Raw genomic sequence first — 16900 nt, 5'->3', positions numbered from 1 at the left:
CCGCACCATCCGTTCGCGCGCTTCGATCTAACAGGACACAGTCATGCACCAGCCCATCGAAGAACCGTTCGATCCCTCGCTCGACATGTCGGGTGCGATCGCCATCGTCGGCATGGCCTGCCGTTTCGCCGGGGCGCGCAGCCCGGACGAGTTCTGGTCGATGCTGAGCGAGGGTCGCGACGGCGTCGAGACCTATTCCGAGGAGGAACTGCTCGCCGCCGGGGTCTCGCCCGCGCTGCTGCGCAATCCCGACTACGTGCGCCGGGGCGCGCCGCTGGCCGACATGGAATGCTTCGATGCCGCGCTGTTCGGCCTGTCGAAGCGCGATGCGGCGGTGATGGACCCGCAGCACCGCCACTTCCTCGAATGTTCGTGGGAAGCGCTGGAGGATGCGGGCCATACCCCGCAGGGTTTCGCCGGGGATGGGGGCGTGATCGGCGTCTTCGCGGGATCGGGCCACAACGCCTACATGCCCTACAACCTGCTCACCAACGGCAAGCTGGTGAACGAGGTCGGCCTGTTCCTGCTGCGCCACACCAGCAACGACAAGGACTTCCTGACCACCCGCGTCTCGTACCTGTTCGACCTCAAGGGGCCGAGCATCAACGTGCAGACCGCGTGCTCCACCTCGCTCGTGTCCATCCACATGGCGGCGCAGAGCCTGATCTCGGGCGAGTGCGACATGGCGCTGGCGGGCGGCGCATCGATCGAACTGCCGCACCGGCAGGGCTACCTCTACGAACAGGGCGAAATCCTGTCGCCCGACGGCCTGTGCCGTCCGTTCGACGCGGATTCCAAGGGCACCGTGTTCGGCAGCGGCGTCGCCGTGGTGGCGCTGCGCCGGCTCGAGGACGCCATCGAGGCGGGCGACCACATCCACGCGGTGATCCGCGGTTCGGCGATCAACAACGACGGCGCGGGCAAGGTCGGCTACCTCGCCCCCAGCGTCGACGGGCAGGCGGCGGTCGTCGCCGAGGCGCTGGGCGTTTCGGGCATCGACCCCTCGGCCATCGACTATGTCGAGGCGCACGGCACCGGCACGCCCATCGGCGACCCGATCGAGGTCGCGGCGCTGCGGCAGGTCTTCTCGCAATCCGGCCCTCGGTCCGAGCCCTGCGCGCTCGGCTCGGTCAAGGCCAATATCGGCCATACGGACACCGCCGCAGGCGCGGCGGGCGTCATCAAGGTGGCGCTGGCCATGCGCAATGCGCAGCTGCCGCCCGTTCCGCATTTCGGGGCCCCAAATCCCGAATGCGCGCTGGATACCGGACTGTTCCGCGTACAGTCCGCCAGCGCGCCCTGGCTCCGGCGCGACGAACGCCCCCGTCGCGCCGGGGTCAGCTCACTCGGCGTCGGGGGCACCAACGCGCATCTCGTCATGGAGGAAGCGCCGCCGCGCGCGGCCAGCGGCCCGAGCCGTCGCCGCCAGCTGCTGCTGACGTCCGGCGCGACGCAAAGCGCAGCAGACGCCAATGCAGGCGCACTGGCCCGACATTTCGAGGCGTCCGCCCCGCTCGTCATTGCGAGCGAAGCGAAGCAATCCATGGCGGATGGCGATGCCGCTGGATTGCCGCGCGACTTCGTCGCTCGCAATGACGAAGGGAGGGGAGGGGAGCACCTCGTCGAAGCTGGTGAGGGCCAACACTTCGTCATTGCGAGCGAAGCGAAGCAATCCACGCCCGACGATGCCGCCCGCGCTCTCGCCGATGCCGCCTTCACGCTCCAGAGCGGTCGCCGTCATCTCGGCTGGCGGCGTTTCGCGGTGGCCGGGGATGCCGCCGGGGCGAGCGCCGCGCTTGACGCCGCCGCGCGCCACGGTTCGGCCAAGGCGCCTTGCGTGCCCGGTCGTCCGGTGGCCTTCCAGTTCTGCGGCGGCGGGTTGCAGCATGTCGACATGGCGCGCGGCCTGCATGAAAGCGACGCCGCCTTCCGCGCCGACGTGGACAAGGGCCTCGCCACCCTCTCGCGCATCGGCGTGCCCGACCTGCGCCGCTGGCTGTTCCCGGTGGAGGCGGACCGCGCCGAGGCGGCGACGCAGCTTGAGCGGCCCTCCAACGCGCTGCCCGCGCTGTTCATCGTCCAGACCGCGCTGGCGCGCTTCTGGATGCGCCTCGGCATCGAGCCCGCCGCGATGATCGGCCACAGCTGCGGCGAATATGCCGCTGCGCACATCGCGGGCGTCATCGACCTCGAAGCCGGCCTGCGCATCGTCCACGCGCGCGGCCGCCTGTTCGAGACGACCGCAAAGGGCGGCATGATCTCGGTGCCGCTGCCCGAGGCCGAACTGGCGCCGATGCTGCCGCCGGACGTCTCCATCGCCACGATCAACGCGCCCGCGCTCTGCGTCGTGTCGGGCGGGGCGGAGGCCATCGCGGCCTTCCACGCCGAGCTTCACGCGCGTGAGATCGAGGCGCAGGCGATCCCCATCGAGGTCGCCGCGCATTCGGCGATGCTCGATCCGATCCTGCCGGAATTCCGCGCCCTGCTGCGCACGATCGCCTTCCGCGCGCCGCAGATCCCCTTCGCCTCGAACCTGACGGGCCGCTGGGTGAGCGCCGCGGAAGCGACCGATCCCGAGTACTGGGTGCGCCACCTGCGCGAGCCGGTGCGCTATACCGACGGCCTCGAATGCCTGCTGGCAGAGGCGGATCAGGTGCTGCTGGAAGTCGGCCCGGGCCGCGCCATGACCAGCCTTGCCCGCCAGCATCCGGCCCGCAAGCCTACGCAGCCGGTGGTCGCCTCGATGCGCCATTCGGGTGAGGACGTGGCCGACGACCAGCGCGTGATGGAGGCGCTCGGCGAACTCTGGGCGCTCGGCGTCGAGGTGGACTGGGCGGCGTGGTGGGGCGAGGAAGTGCGCTGCCGCGTGCCGCTGCCGACCTACCGCTTCGACCGTGAACGCCACTGGATCGAACCCGGCGCGACGCTGCACGGCGCGCAGGCCCAGGGCGATCCCGAGGCGCGCCTCGGCCTCGACGACTGGGGCTACGAGCCGGTGTGGAGCCGGGAGAACCTTGCCGAGACCGCCGATCCGGTCGGCCCGGCGATGGTGCTGTGCGATGACGACGGCTTCGGCGACGGCCTTGCCGCCCGCCTGCGCGAGCGCGGGGTGGAGACGGTGACGGTGCGTGCCGCCGCCCGCTTCTCGGCCAGCGCGGCGGATGCCTTCGCGCTGCGGCCCGACGTGCGGGATGACTGGTCGCGGCTGTTCGTGCATCTGGCGAAGGACGGACGCACGCCCAAGCAGATCTACCATTGCTGGCTGACCGGCGCGGTCGCCGCGCCGCGCCGTCGCGATGCCGCGATCCTCGACCGGGGGCTGCACGCTCTCATCGCCATGGTCCCCGAACTTGCCGCACAGGTGGATGAGGCGGCGGCGGTCATCGCCCTCGTCACCACCGACGCGCAGCGCGTCGCGGGCGATGCGTCGCTGGTGCCGCTCAAGGCGACGGCGGTGGGCGCGGCCCGCTCCGTCACCGCCGAATATCCCGCCATCGAGGTGCGCGCGATCGACATCGACGCCGGTGCCGCAGATTTCGACGCGCTGATCGAGGAAGTCTCGCTCGACCGCGCACGGCGCGGCTGCATGACCGGCGACGTCGCCCTGCGCGGCGGCGAACGCTGGGTGCAGAGCTACCGCAACGCCCGCGAGCCGCTGGCCGAGGGGCAGGCGACCTGGCTGCGCGAGGGCGGCGTCTACGTCGTCACCGGCGGCCTCGGCGGCCTCGGCCTGTCGATCGCGGACCATCTGGCGCGCGTCTGCAAGGCCCGCCTCGTCCTCGTCGGTCGCAGCGCCCTGCCGCCGCGCGGCGAATGGGCCGAGCGTCTTTCCCGCGGCGACCTGCCGCTGGGTGTCGAGGACAAGGTCCGCCGCCTCCTCGCCCTCGAAGCGGCGGGCGGCGAAGTGGAGCTGATCGTCGCCGATGTCGCCGACGCCCGCGCGCTGGCCAAGGGCATCCGGGCCGCCGTCGCCCGCTTCGGCCCGGTGGACGGCGTGTTCCATGCCGCCGGCGCGCTCGACGACGGGCTCATCGAGACCCGCACACGCCCCGCCGTCGAAGCCGTGCTGCGCCCCAAGATCGCGGGCACGCTGGCGCTGGAGGAAGCGCTGAAGGGCCAGAAGCCCGGCTTCCTGCTGCTGTTCTCCTCGGTCAGCGCCTTCGCGGGCCTGCCGGGGCAGGTCGACTATGCCGCCGCCAACGCCTTCCTCGACGCCTATGCCCAATCGCGCCGCCGCGATCCCGTCACGCGGGTGCAGTCGGTCGGCTGGAGCCAGTGGGCCGAAGTCGGCATGGCCGCATCGCTCGGCGGGCGCGAGGGCGGACCCGCCACGCTTCCCGAGGATCTCGGCACCGGCAAGGCGATCGACCATCCGTTCCTCGAACGGCTCTGCACCATTTCCGAAGACGAGTTTGTGGTCACCGGCATCCTAACCCCCGTGCGGCATTGGGTGCTCGATGAGCATCGCGTCGTCGATGCCGGTGCGCTGCTGCCCGGGACATCTTTCCTGGAGATGTCACGGGCAGCAGTTGCGCTGGTTCACAAGGGTGCGCTGGAGCTGTCCGACTTCACCTTCCTCAAGCCCTTCGCGGTGCCCGACGGCACGGAGCGCGCCTTGCGCGTCCACGTCCGCAAGCGCGGCGCGAGCGGGTGGAAGGTCACCATCCTTGGCCGCACCGAGGGCGAGCAGGGCGAATGGACCGAGCACGCGCACGGCGTCGTCAGGCCGCACACGCTCACCCCGCTGCGCAATGCGCTGGACCTCGGCGCCATCGCCGAGCGCTGCCTCCCGGCGATCTGCGGTGCGGAGGACCAGCCGATGATGGACTTCGGTCCGCGCTGGCAGAACGTGGTGCAGGCGCTCGGCAACCCGCATGGCGAGGCGCTGCTGCAACTGGAGCTGGCGGAGGAATTCCGCGCCGAGACGGATGCCATGGGCCTCCACCCCGCGCTGCTCGACTTCGCGACGGCGGGCGCGCAGACGCTGATCCCCGGCCGCGATCCGTCGCGCGAGTTCTACGCGCCGTTCACCTACCGCCGCTTCCTGCTCCACGCGCCGCTGCCCGCGCGCATCTGGAGCCACATCCGCCTCGCGTCGAGCGACGGGCAGACGGCGGTGTTCAACGTCACCATCACCGATGCCGACGGCGTCGTCCTCGCCGAAGTGCGCGAGTTCACGATGATGCACATGGGCGATGCGGCGCAGCTGTCCCGCGCGCCCGTCTCCGCCCCACCGCGCGCCGCCAGGGCCGCGTCGAACGACATTGCCGCATCGGTCGAGGGCATCCTCCCCGAAGAGGGCGTGGAGATCGTCGCCCGCCTGCTTTCGGGCCGCAGCCGCCCGCATACGGTGATCTCGCCCTACGACCTCGAACCCGTGCTCTCGCGCCTGCGCAGCCCGCCCCGTGCGGCGCGCCGGGAAGCGGCGAGCGGCGATCCGGCGGACTTGCCCGCGACCCCCGCCGAACAGGTCATCGCCGACTTGTGGTGCGACCTCCTCGGCATGGATGCGGTCGGGCGGCACGACAACTTCTTCGACCTTGGCGGCCATTCGCTGCTGGCGGTGCAGTTCACCAACCGCTTGCGCAAGAAGACCGGCCGTACCCTGCCGCTGGCGGCGATGCTCGGCCAGCCGACCGTCGCAGCGCTGGCGGCGGTGATCGACCCCGACAGCCAGGCGAGCGACGCCACCGTCGCGCCCGCCGACGACGGCTTTGGGCACGGTGTCGTTACCATCCGCAAGGGCGGCACCGGCACCCCGCTGTTCTTCGTCCACGACGGCCTTGGCGAGACGCTGCTCTATCGCGGCCTCGCGCTGCGACTCGACGGATCGCGCCCGGTGCTCGGCCTCGAACCGCTGCGCAAGGCGGACGGCAACTACGCCCACACCCGCATCGACGAGATGGCGGCCTACCACCTCGGGAAAGTCCGCGCGGTGCAGCCGCAGGGGCCGTACCTGCTGGCGGGCCTGTGCGCAGGCGGCGTCATCGCCTTCGAGATGGCGCAGCAGCTGCAGGCGATGGGCGAGCAGGTCGCCTTCGTCGGCATCATCGACGCCGCCGATGTGGAGGCGCGCAAGTTCCGCTTCGGCGAGACCCGCACCCGCCTGTCCCGTGTCACCGCCTCGCTGCGGTCCACCAGCGCGCTGCACGTGCTGCCCGACCTCGGGCGGAGGGCGTGGAACCTCGTGCGCTGGGAAGTCGGATCGCGGCTGCGGCAGGCGCAGGACCGGCGCACCGTCCAGTCCCTGCGCGGCGCGGAGGATGCGCTTCCCGTGGCCGAGGCCGGATCGCCCGCGATCCCGTTCCTCAAGCTCTACGAAGTGGCGCACAAGGAGCACCGCCCGATGGGCGTGCTCCAGTCGGCCAGCGTCGCGCTGTTCAAGGCATCGGACGATACCGGCATCGTCGACGATACGCCCTATCGCATGGTCTATCGCGACTACGCGCTGGGCTGGGGCAAGCGGGTGCGCGAGGATATCGTGATCCTCGACGTCCCCGGCGGCCACAGCTCCAACCTTCAGGAGCCCCACGTCGCGACGCTGGCGCCGCTGTTCCAGAGCGCGCTCGACGATGCGCTGTCGGAGCATGGCCCCTGGAGCCGCGCGATGGCCGCCCATGAAGAGCGTTTCGACTATTTCGAGCAGGCAGCAGAATGACCGCGCGCAGCTATTCCTCGGCACTGGTCTTCCCGATCGATGTCGTCATCGTCAATTACCGCACCGGCCCGCTGGTGCTCGACTGCCTCGCCAGCCTCGATGCCGAGCGCCTCGGGGGAGCGCGCCTGCGCGCGATCGTGGTCGACAATGCATCGGGCGACGGTTCGGCCGAACTGGTGCAGGCGGCGATCGAGGCGCGCGGCTGGGACTGGGTCACGCTGATCCCTTCCTCGGTCAACGGCGGGTTCGGCGCGGGCTGCAACCTGGGCATCGAACATTCGCTGCGCAGCGGGCGCAGCCGGGCGGTCTGGCTGCTCAATCCCGATACCCGCGTGATGCCGGGCACGGTGCAGGCGCTGGCGACCTTCATGGCCGCGACCCCGCGCGCCGGGATCACCGGCACGGCGCTGCTGCTGGCCGACGGCACGCCCTGGCCGCACGCCTTCCGCTTCCCGACGGTGCTCGGCGAACTGGAGCGTGCATTGCGCTGGGGCCCGGCCTCGCGCCTGCTCGCGCGCCACGCCGTCGTGCGCACCATGGACGGCCGCGCCGAGCAGGCCGACTGGGTATCGGGTGCGAGCGTGGCGGTGCGCCGCGAGCTGCTCGAACAGGGGCTGCGCTTCGACGAGGGGTATTTCCTCTATTACGAGGAGACCGATTTCTGCCGCACGGCGCGGGCGATGGGCTGGCAGTGCTGGTATGCGCCGCGCCCGGTCGTGCTGCACATCGCCGGGCAGAGCACCGGCGTCACCGGGCAGGGCGCTGTGGCACGCCGAGTGCCGGGCTACTGGTTCGCCTCGCGCCGCCGCTACTTCCGCAAGAACCACGGGCGCGCCTATGCGCTGGCGGCGGACATCGCGTGGATCGCAGGACATGTCGCCTACCTTGCCAAGCAGCTGCTGCGCCGGGCCCCGCGCGAGGATCCGCCCCGGCTGCTGAGCGACTTCGTGCGCCACGGCATGCTGTCGCCGGTCCGCCGCTGAGGCAGGGCACTGGGATGGGAGAGGATTTCGCAGAGACCCTGCGCGCCCACGGCATCGACGGCGAGCGAATCGCGGCGCCGTTCCCGCTCTGGCTGGTAAGCGCCCGCAAAGGCCCGCAATCCGCGCTGGCCGACCTGCTTTCGGACGAGGAGACGCAGCGCGCGGCTCGCTTCACGGTGGATGATCTGGCGCGCCGCTACCGTGCGGCGCACGGGGCCATGCGGCTGCTGGTGGAGGCCGGTTTCGGCATTTCCGCAAGGCGGCAGCGCTACGGCCGCAACGACTACGGCAAGCCGCATCTCCTGGAGATGCGGCAGGTGCAGTGCAGCATGAGCTACACCGGCAGCCATGCGCTGGTGGCGCTGGCGATGGACGCGGAGATCGGCATCGACATCGAGCAGGTGCGCGCGATCGACGATACGGCGGGACTCGCCTCGATGTACTATACGGATCGTGAAGTGGCCCAGTTGGGCGGTAGGTCTGCGGTTATGGGCGACCATGCGTTCCTGACGGTCTGGGTCAGGAAGGAAGCGTGTTCAAAGGCGCTTGGCAGGGGGCTCTCGATTGCCCCGTCGTCGTTCGAATGCGGCGTTGGCTGCGGCCTGAGAAACGTATTTATCGAAGGTGAAACAGTAGAAAGCGATGTTATCGACCCGAAGGGCGGTATGCTGATGTCTTGGGCCCGGAGAGGCCAGTTCTAGAAACTAGAATTCCGACATTCTTTGCATGCATATCTACGCTCAGTTGGCCTCGGACTGGAGCAGGCCTTCGCGAATGACGTAGGCGATCATGTGCGCGCGGTTGCGCGTGCGCGTCTTCAGGCGGACGTTTTCGACGTGGCGCTCGACAGTACACGGAGCGATGTTCAGTTCGATGGCGGTCTCCTTGGCGGAACGACCCATGGCAACGAATTGAAGCACATCCATCTCGCGCGAAGTCAGCTGGACGTTCTCGGTTCCCTCTATTCGATACATGTAAAACCCCCTTAGACTCATAATGGAGTAAGTTAACCCCACAAACGCAATGTCGCATCGCTCTAACGGAGAGTCACGGTATATTTTGAGGGAATATACCTATCGAATGAGCTCTTTAGGGTGTCGAAGAGTGCTAAAATGGGATTCCGAAAAATCAGGACAGGCAGGCCAAGTGGAAGACCTGAAAGTAACAAAGGCAGATAGATGTCTTCCTAATTACTGCCTGCAACAAATTGTTTCTGGAATCTGTGATGGTTCGCTCCATTCCGATGGCTCGCGAACCACCGCCGCCACCGAACGGACGCACGGTCGAGTCATGCGCGCTGAACAGGTCCGCTTCGGGTTCTTCGGGCGGCTGTTCGGCGGTCGTCTCCGTATCCTCGGACCCCGGCTGCCGGACAAGCTCGCGCGCCATGACGGCGGCCTGGGTGCGGTTCTCCACCCCCAGCTTGCGCAGGATGGCCTTCACCGCGGCTTTCACGGCGGTTTCGTTGATGCCCATCTCGCGCGAGATCGCCTTGTTCGGCTGGCCGAGCGCGAGCTGTTCCAGCACCCGCAGTTCGCGTTCGCGGAACTTGTAGGCGTCCAGCGACGGGCCGGAGGCGGTCGGGCGCGATGCGGCGGGCATCGAGACCAGGAAGTCGATCACTTCGGGCGGCGCCACCTTCTGCCCGTTGGACACCATCTGCAGGATCGCGACTAACGAGAGGTAAGGCACGTTGTCCGGGAAATAGGCATAGGCGCCCGAAGCATAGAGCGCGACCATTTCATCGAAATCGAAAGTACCGGTAAGGACTACGATCCTCAGGTTCGCATGGTCATGCTGCATCCGTTCGAGGATTGCTGCACAATTGTCTTGCAGCAAATCGCGTTCGATGACGAGGATGTGCTGTTCGCTCGATGCGTAGAAACTCAGGTTGAGATCGTCGAGGTCCGATACCGATTCAGCGACCTCGAAGCATGCATCCATGAATATCCGGCGAAGACCTTCGCGAATGATCGAGTTTCGGATTGCAATGGAAATGGATGCCGGCATGTCGGTTCGTATGCCCCTCTCTGCATTGTGCCCCCATTCGTTCTAACAACCATGTATCATCATTAAAATTTTGACAATGCCGTAAAATCCCGCCTCGGATCGGGGGGTGTCTCTCGGCATATTCGATTGCCCCATGACGGGCGGGAGGGCGAAAGGCACCTTGCACTGTATTGTTTAATACAATGCCGCGCGATTCCGCCGTATCCTCCCGGAATGTACCGGACCATGCATGCGGTAAGTCTTGGCCGGACCTCGTAAAACTCACTGGTATTTCGTCGGAATAGAATATTCCGCCCCATTATCGCCGAATAGGCGACAATTGCGAATTCTGGCTCTCTGTCCCGGCGGGGCCGCCCATGCTGCGGCTGCGCGCATAGCTGCATGCAGACTGACCTCGCCCGGGGGGCGAGCGGGGGGCCTCGATCATGACCGTTATTCCGCCTGAGACTGTCCGGACGCCACTGGCGGGGGGCGCCGACCGATGCGCGTGATCGTGACCGGCGGCGCCGGCTTCATCGGCTCGGCGCTGGTGCGCTACCTCGTGCAGACGCGCCGCGACCAGGTACTCAACATCGACAAGTTAACTTACGCAGGTAACCCGACATCGCTCCATTCGGTGACCGGGCGGGAGAACTACCGCTTCCTGCGCGCCGACATCTGCGACCGTACCGCGATGGAGGACGCCTTCGCGCAGTTCCGCCCCGACCGGGTGATGCACCTCGCGGCGGAAAGCCATGTCGACCGCTCGATCACCGGCGCGGGCGATTTCGTCTCGACCAACGTGATGGGCACCTTCACGCTGCTCGAAGTCGCGCGCGACTACTGGTCGCGCCTGCCGGCTTCGGACCGCGACCGCTTCCGCTTCCTCCACGTCTCGACCGACGAGGTCTACGGATCGCTCGGCGACGAGGGGCTGTTCCGCGAGGATACGCCCTACGACCCCAGCTCGCCCTACTCGGCTTCCAAGGCTGCGTCGGACCATCTGGCGAAGGCCTGGCACCGTACTTACGGGCTGCCGGTGGTGGTTTCGAACTGCTCGAACAACTACGGGCCCTATCACTTCCCCGAGAAGCTGATCCCGCTCACCATCATCAACGCGCTGGAGGGCCGCCGCCTGCCCGTCTACGGACGGGGCGAGAACGTGCGCGACTGGCTCTACGTCGATGACCACGTTCGCGCGCTGGAGCGCATCGCCTCGCTCGGCCGTCCGGGAGAGACCTACAACGTCGGCGGCCGCAACGAGCGGCGCAACATCGACGTCGTGCGCCGCATCTGCCTGATGCTCGACGCCATCGCGCCGACCGACACCCCGCGCGAGCGCCTGATCGACTTCGTGGCCGACCGGCCGGGCCACGACGCCCGCTACGCCATCGACGCGACCAAGCTGGAGCAGGAACTCGGCTGGCGGGCGCAGGAGACTTTCGAGACCGGCATCAGCCGCACGGTGCGCTGGTATCTCGACAACGAATGGTGGTGGCGCCCGCTGCGCGCCCGGTACGAGGGCGAGCGGCTGGGGCTGGTCAGGGAGGCCGTGGCATGAAGGGGATCATTCTGGCGGGGGGCAGCGGCACGCGGCTCTATCCGATGACGCTGGCGACGTCGAAACAACTCATGCCGGTCTACGACAAGCCGATGATCTACTACCCGCTCAGCACGCTGATGCTGGCGGGCATCCGGCAGATCCTCATCATCTCCACCCCGCGCGACCTGCCTGCCTTCCAGGAACTGCTCGGCGACGGGTCGCAGTGGGGGCTGGAGCTGGAATACGCCGTGCAGCCGAGCCCCGACGGGCTGGCGCAGGCCTACATCATCGGCGCGGATTTCGTGGGCAATGAGCCTTCGGCGCTGATCCTCGGCGACAACATCTTCCACGGCGGCGGGCTTCAGGACATGCTCGGCAACGCCGCCGCACGCACCCGGGGCGCGACCGTCTTCGCCTATCACGTGCAGGATCCCGACCGCTACGGCGTCGTCGAGTTCGATGGCCGGATGAGGGCGGTGTCGATCGAGGAGAAGCCCGCAGTACCGCGCTCCAACTGGGCGGTGACCGGGCTGTACTTCTACGACGGGCAGGTGGTGGACATCGCCGCCGACCTCAAGCCCTCGCCGCGCGGCGAACTGGAGATCACCGACGTCAACCGCATCTATCTCGAGCGGGGCCAGCTTTCGGTCGAGACGATGGGGCGCGGCTATGCCTGGCTCGACACCGGCACGCCCGACAGCCTGATGGATGCCGCCGAATTCGTGCGCATCCTCGAAAAGCGCCAGAGCACCAAGATCGCCAGCCCCGAGGAAGTCGCCTTCCGTCGCGGCTTCATCGGCGAGGTGGAACTGGAGCGGGCGATCACGCGGCTCGGCAAGTCGGACTACGCGCGCTACCTGCGCGGCGTGCTGGCGCAGTCGATGGTCACGCCCGAACTGCCGGTGCCGCCCGCGTTGCTGGAACTGACACCGCATCCCTCGGTGCAGTGAGGGGCGGGCGTCGTTATTGGAATTCGTGGAACAAACTTCGTCATTGCGAGCGTCGCGAAGCAATCCACGCGGCTCGCGCGGCGCTGGATTGCCGCGCAGCTTCGCTGCTCGCAATGACGATTCAAAGGCAGGGTATCCGGCTTGGTTGCGAGAGCTTCGACAAGCTCAGCCTGAGCGGGGTTAGGGGTTGTCATTACACCAACCCCGCTCACCCTGAGCTTGTCGAAGGGTCGCGCCGAAACGCTTGCCTAAAGACAGGCCACGGTCCCGGATCAAGTCCGGGACGACGCGTTCACCTCGGCGCGAAATCCGCCACCAGATGTCCCTTCTCGTCCATGCGGGCGGGGACGATGCCGGGCTTTTCGCGGAAGGGGGCTTCGTCGTCGTTGCCGAAGATGGTACACCACCAGCGGCCTTCCTTGTCCTTGAAGATGTTGCCGCCGCCGCCGCAGGGCACGCTTTCGTAGCGGTCGCGGTAGGGGCCGAAGGGCTTGTCCGAGGTCGCCAGCGCGAACGAGTAGCGGTTGGGGTGGAAGCGGTCGACGGCGCCGAGGTAGTATTTGCCGTCGTGCTTGAACATCGTCGCGCCTTCGAAGCCGATGTCCTTGTAGTCGCGGCGCACGCACTTCTTGTTGTGGTGCGACGGGTCCGGATCGGGCGTCTCCAGCGTGACTTCCTGCCAGTCCCCGTCGTAGCCCGAAAGGTCGGGCTTGAGGCGCACCATCTCGAAGGCGCCGCCGTATGTCAGGTAGACGGTGCCGTCGTCGTCGCCGAACAGGGTGGCGTCGATGCCGTTCCTCAGCGGCTTGTCGGGCGAGAAGGCGTGGACGTAAGGCCCGGTCGCCTTGCCGGTGGTGCTGCGCAGGATCGCGATGCCCGACCGGCTGATCGAATGGCAGATGTAGTAGTTGCCGTTGATGAAGTGGATCTCCGGCGCCCAGATCGCGCGGAAATAGTCGCCTTTGCGCACGGTCCACTGCTTTTCCCAGCCGCCGTCGCGCTCGATGCTCCAGACGAGGCCGAGGTAGTCCCACTGCTTCAGGTCGGGCGAGCGCCACAGCTCGATGCCGTCGTTGGCCTTCCAGATGTCGTCGCCGGTGGAGCCGGTCATGTAGTAGAATCCGTCGCCGCCAAGGCACACGATGGTGTCGCGCAAGTGGACGTGGATCAGGGGCTTCACCGGCGGGATCAGCCCCTGCGTGACGACGCGGCCGGAATCGGAATCGCCCCACGGGAGGGCGTTCTTCGGCGGCTTGCCGGGGCCCTTGAAGCGCACGCCCTTGCGGTCCACCGCCGCTTCGCTCGTCACCCAGCCGCCGCGCTCGGTTTCGGGCGTGACGGGCAGGCCGGGGCCGCTGCGTGTGGCGACGTCGTAGTAGCCGGGCGGCGGCGGGGCGATGGGACGGCCATTGTCATCCTCGATCGGGAAGGGCGGACGCTTGAGCGGTTCTGCGGCCAGAGCGAGGGAGGGGCGCGTGGTCGCCAGCGCCAGCCCTCCGGCTACCACTGCGCGGCGGCTGATCTCGAAGCCTTTGGTCACGTCAACTCTCCCCAATTTCAGATAGCGCTATCATTCTCAGATCGAAAAAATCCCGGCCCTGCGCGTTGCAGGACCGGGACAGGCCGTCAGTACTTGAAGCGGACGCCGAAGTAGAACTGGCGACCGAAGCTGTGGTTGAGGACGACGCGGTCGGCATCGCCGATGTACATGTCCTTGACCTCGTTGGTGAGGTTGTTGCCCTCGATGGTGAGGGTGATCTGTTCGTTCAGGTTGATGCCGATCGAGGCATCGACGTTGATCGCGCTGTTGACGCCTTCCTCGGTGCTCTGTTCACGCGCGCCGCCGCCGAAGGCTTCGACGTAGCCCGAACGGTAGGACACCGAACCGCGCACCGACAGCAGCTTGTCCTCGTAGAACAGCGTGCCGTTGGCGGTGTGCTTCGACAGGTTGGTCAGCGGGCCGGTGACGGTGCCGAAGCCGCCCGGGCCGGGGTACTTCAGGTCCGCCTTGACGTAGGTGTAGTTTGCCAGCACGCCGAGGTTGCTGAGGATGCCGGGCAGGAAGTCCAGCTGGTGCTGGTAGTTGACCTCGAAGCCGCGCAGCTTGCCGCCGTCGCCGTTGATCGTGCGGCGCACGGTGACGGGGACGTTGGTGGGCAGGCCCTGGTCGGTGGCGAGGTTCAGCGGGAAGCCGAGCTGGTCGTAGGGCACCAGCGTGGAGATCTGCGTGCCCGAGAGCGAGCCGATGTCCTTCTGGAACAGGCTGACGCCGATCAGCGAGCCCGGGGCGAAGTACCACTCGGCCGAGAAGTCGAGGTTGAACGCCTCGGTCGGGTTCAGGTACGGGTTGCCCTGGTTGAAGACCTGGTTCGCCTGCTGCAGCACGAGGTTGCCGCCGGGCGACAGTGCGCCGAGGCCCGGACGGGTGATGACCTGCGCGGCGCCGAAGCGCAGCAGGAAGTCAGGCGTGATCTCGGCGACGAGGTTCATCGAGGGCAGCCAGTTCTCGTAGCTGCGCTTGACGGTGATCGGCGTGGCGGTGCCGCTGGCGAGGCCATAGCCGAACGAGGTCTGGCCGGTGCGGACGTAGCGCACGCCCGCGTCGCCGCGGAACATGATGCCGCCGATCTCGCGCTCGAAATCGATCTGGAACCAGGCCGCCTTGTCGACTTCCTTGATCGAGCCGGTGTTGCTCGCCGCGGTCGCGTTGGGGTTGGAGCCCGCCACGTCACGCCCGTTGACCCGGAAGTCCACCGAGCGGCCGTTGATGGTGGTCACGCAGTTGCAGTAGATGTCGAGCGTGTCGATGAAGCCCTGCAGGTCGGGGATCACGTACCCCGAGCGGCTGGGATCGCCGGTCTGGCCGTTGAACGGCTTCGTCAGCGCGGCGACCTGCGCGGCGGTCAGCGTGCCGGACTGCGTCTCGGCCACGAAGCGGCGGCTCTCGAAGGTGTCGTAGCGGAAGCGGCGGTATTCGCCGCCGAACGACACCTTGAAGCCGTCGGTCACGTCCCACTCCGCGCCCAGCTTGGTCGAGAGGTAGTCGTTGGTGACCTCGTTCTGGCGGATGCGGACGTCCGAGGTGCCGTTGGTGAACGACCAGCTTGCCGGATCGCTGGGATCGAAGCCCCAGTTGATCGTCGGCTTGCGGCTGTTGTCGCGGTAATCCCACGAGAAGCCGTCCGAGTTCTGGCGGTCGAGCACGACGGTGGTCTGCTCGGGGCTGTCGAACTTGGACTTGGAGTAGCCCGCGTAGGCGTTGAGGCGGAAGGTGTCGCTCAGCTCCTGCTTCAGCACGGTGTTGTACTGGTAGAAGGTGGTGCTGAAACGGTCGTGGCGCGATTCGATGCGCATGTCGACGTCGTCGAACACACCGTAGACCAGCGAGTTGTTGGCATCGACCTCACCGTCGCGGATGATCGTCTGCGACTTGCCCGACGCGCCCGAGCGGCTGAACGACAGCGCCTCGATGTAGTTTTCCCAGCGCTGCGTCTTGGACTTCGCATAGAGTCCTTCGACGACGATTTCGGTGCGATCCGAGGGCTTCCACTGGATAGCACCGGTCAGGCCGAGGCGCTTGATGTCGTTCTTCCAGGTGTCGTAGCGGGGAATGCGCGGGTGGTAGAGCAGGTCGCCCCAGTTCGATCCGTCGGCGGCGGGCGCGGCGTTGATCCGCGCATTGGTCCAGCCGGGGAGGGTGGAGGCGGCGTTGAACCCGCCGTTGACACCGGACGGGCTCCAGCGGACGGTCGAGTGGCCTTCTTCCTCGATGGTGCGGGTGGAATAGGCGGCCGAGGCGAGGACGCCGAAGGTGCCTTCCGCGTTCTGCCAGCTGACGAGGCCCGCAAGGCGCGGATCCCATGCCTTCGACAGATCATTGTAGCCTGCGCGGGCCGAACCGGCGACGACGAAGTCGTCCTTGAAGTCCAGCGGACGCGCGGCCTGCAGGTCCACCGTGGCGCCGAGCGAGCCTTCCTCGACCGAAGCCGAGGCGGTCTTGCGCACGGTCAGCGAGTTGAACAGTTCCGAGGCGAAGATGTTGAAGTCGAAGCCGCGGCCACGGTTCACGCCGCCGCCCGCGTCCGAACCGCCGGTGGTCGCCACGGCTTCCATGCCGTTGATGCGCACGCGGGTGTATTCGGGACCAAGGCCGCGCACCGAGATCGCGCGACCTTCACCGCCTTCGCGGGAGATGGCGACGCCGGGGATGCGCTGGAGCGATTCCGCGAGGTTGTTATCGGGGAACTTGGCGACGTCCTCGGCCTTGATGACGTCCACCGCAGCGGTGGATTCGCGCTTCACCGCCTGCGCGCTCTGCACCGAGTTGCGGAAGCCCGTCACGATGATGTCGGCGGGCGTCGCGCCGTCTTCGGAAATCTGCGCGTCCTGTGCGTCCTGCGCGATGGCCGGCGAGACGCAGGCGATGGCAAGCACCGTGGCGGACGCACCGCGCACGAGACGACGACGAAGAATTGCGGAATTACGCACCCTGTTTCCTCCCCAAGCGTGACCGGCGAAGCGGGACTTTCCCGTCCTCGCCTTGACCGGCCCAGCCTCCCTTTTATGGATAGCCTGCTACCGGTGTCAGACATTAGCAACAACGCCAGATTGATAGGCGCGGTGCGTTGCGGGTTCGTGCGCGAAAAGGGGCTTGATCGATGCAGTCGGTGCATCGGTGGTGGAGAATGGGTGATGCGGACCCCCATTTCGTCATTGCGAGCGCAGCGAAGCAATCCTGTGAGGCAAGGGTTGGCCTTGGATTGCTTCGCTGCGCTCG

Annotated in this window: 9 protein-coding genes; 5 read left to right on the top strand and 4 right to left on the bottom strand. The window is 67.4% G+C overall.

From position 1 onward, the window contains the following. Positions 1-43 precede the first annotated feature (43 nt). The 3 genes from LO787_RS19045 to LO787_RS19035 are packed head-to-tail and all read left to right on the top strand — an operon-like array spanning position 44 to position 8342. Positions 44-6658, top strand: a complete 6615-nt coding sequence (locus tag LO787_RS19045) for a type I polyketide synthase (RefSeq protein ID WP_232492555.1) — start codon at positions 44-46, stop codon at positions 6656-6658. Continuing rightward, positions 6655-7641 (top strand): glycosyltransferase family 2 protein, encoded by a 987-nt coding sequence (locus LO787_RS19040; protein WP_232492554.1) that lies wholly within the window; start codon positions 6655-6657, stop codon positions 7639-7641. The genes LO787_RS19045 and LO787_RS19040 overlap by 4 nt, the downstream gene beginning before the upstream one ends. 14 nt (positions 7642-7655) lie before the next feature. After that, a complete protein-coding gene (locus tag LO787_RS19035; RefSeq protein WP_232492553.1) occupies positions 7656-8342 on the top strand; it encodes a 4'-phosphopantetheinyl transferase family protein in 687 nt (228 codons plus the stop codon). Between the two features lie 39 nt (positions 8343-8381). On the opposite strand, the gene LO787_RS19030 is transcribed toward LO787_RS19035, so the two are convergent. Then, positions 8382-8615 (bottom strand): response regulator transcription factor, encoded by a 234-nt coding sequence (locus tag LO787_RS19030; RefSeq protein WP_232492552.1) that lies wholly within the window; start codon positions 8613-8615, stop codon positions 8382-8384. A gap of 154 nt (positions 8616-8769) precedes the next feature. Further along, on the bottom strand, positions 8770-9651 hold the full coding sequence (locus LO787_RS19025; RefSeq protein WP_232492551.1) for a response regulator transcription factor: 882 nt from the start codon (positions 9649-9651) through the stop codon (positions 8770-8772). Between the two features lie 481 nt (positions 9652-10132). Between LO787_RS19025 and rfbB the strand changes: the two genes are divergently transcribed. Next, positions 10133-11191, top strand: coding sequence for a dTDP-glucose 4,6-dehydratase (gene rfbB, locus LO787_RS19020; RefSeq protein WP_232492550.1), 1059 nt, complete (start codon positions 10133-10135; stop codon positions 11189-11191). Beyond that, a complete protein-coding gene (gene rfbA / locus LO787_RS19015) occupies positions 11188-12123 on the top strand; it encodes a glucose-1-phosphate thymidylyltransferase RfbA (RefSeq protein ID WP_232492549.1) in 936 nt (311 codons plus the stop codon). Before rfbB ends, rfbA begins: the two co-directional genes overlap by 4 nt. Positions 12124-12415: 292 nt before the next feature. Here the strand turns inward: rfbA and LO787_RS19010 are convergent, their stop codons facing one another. Beyond that, positions 12416-13663 carry a family 43 glycosylhydrolase gene (locus tag LO787_RS19010; protein ID WP_232492548.1) on the bottom strand — a complete coding sequence of 416 codons (1248 nt, stop codon included), beginning with the start codon at positions 13661-13663 and terminating at the stop codon, positions 12416-12418. 86 nt (positions 13664-13749) lie between these two features. Then, complete coding sequence (locus tag LO787_RS19005; protein ID WP_232492547.1) at positions 13750-16611, bottom strand: TonB-dependent receptor; 2862 nt, start codon at positions 16609-16611, stop codon at positions 13750-13752. Positions 16612-16900: the final 289 nt, after the last annotated feature.

The sequence above is a fragment of the Novosphingobium kaempferiae genome (assembly GCF_021227995.1).
GTDB classification, from domain to species: domain Bacteria; phylum Pseudomonadota; class Alphaproteobacteria; order Sphingomonadales; family Sphingomonadaceae; genus Novosphingobium; species Novosphingobium kaempferiae.
The sequence above is the reverse complement of the archived record's forward strand: the minus strand, read 5'-3'. Positions and strand labels throughout refer to the sequence as shown.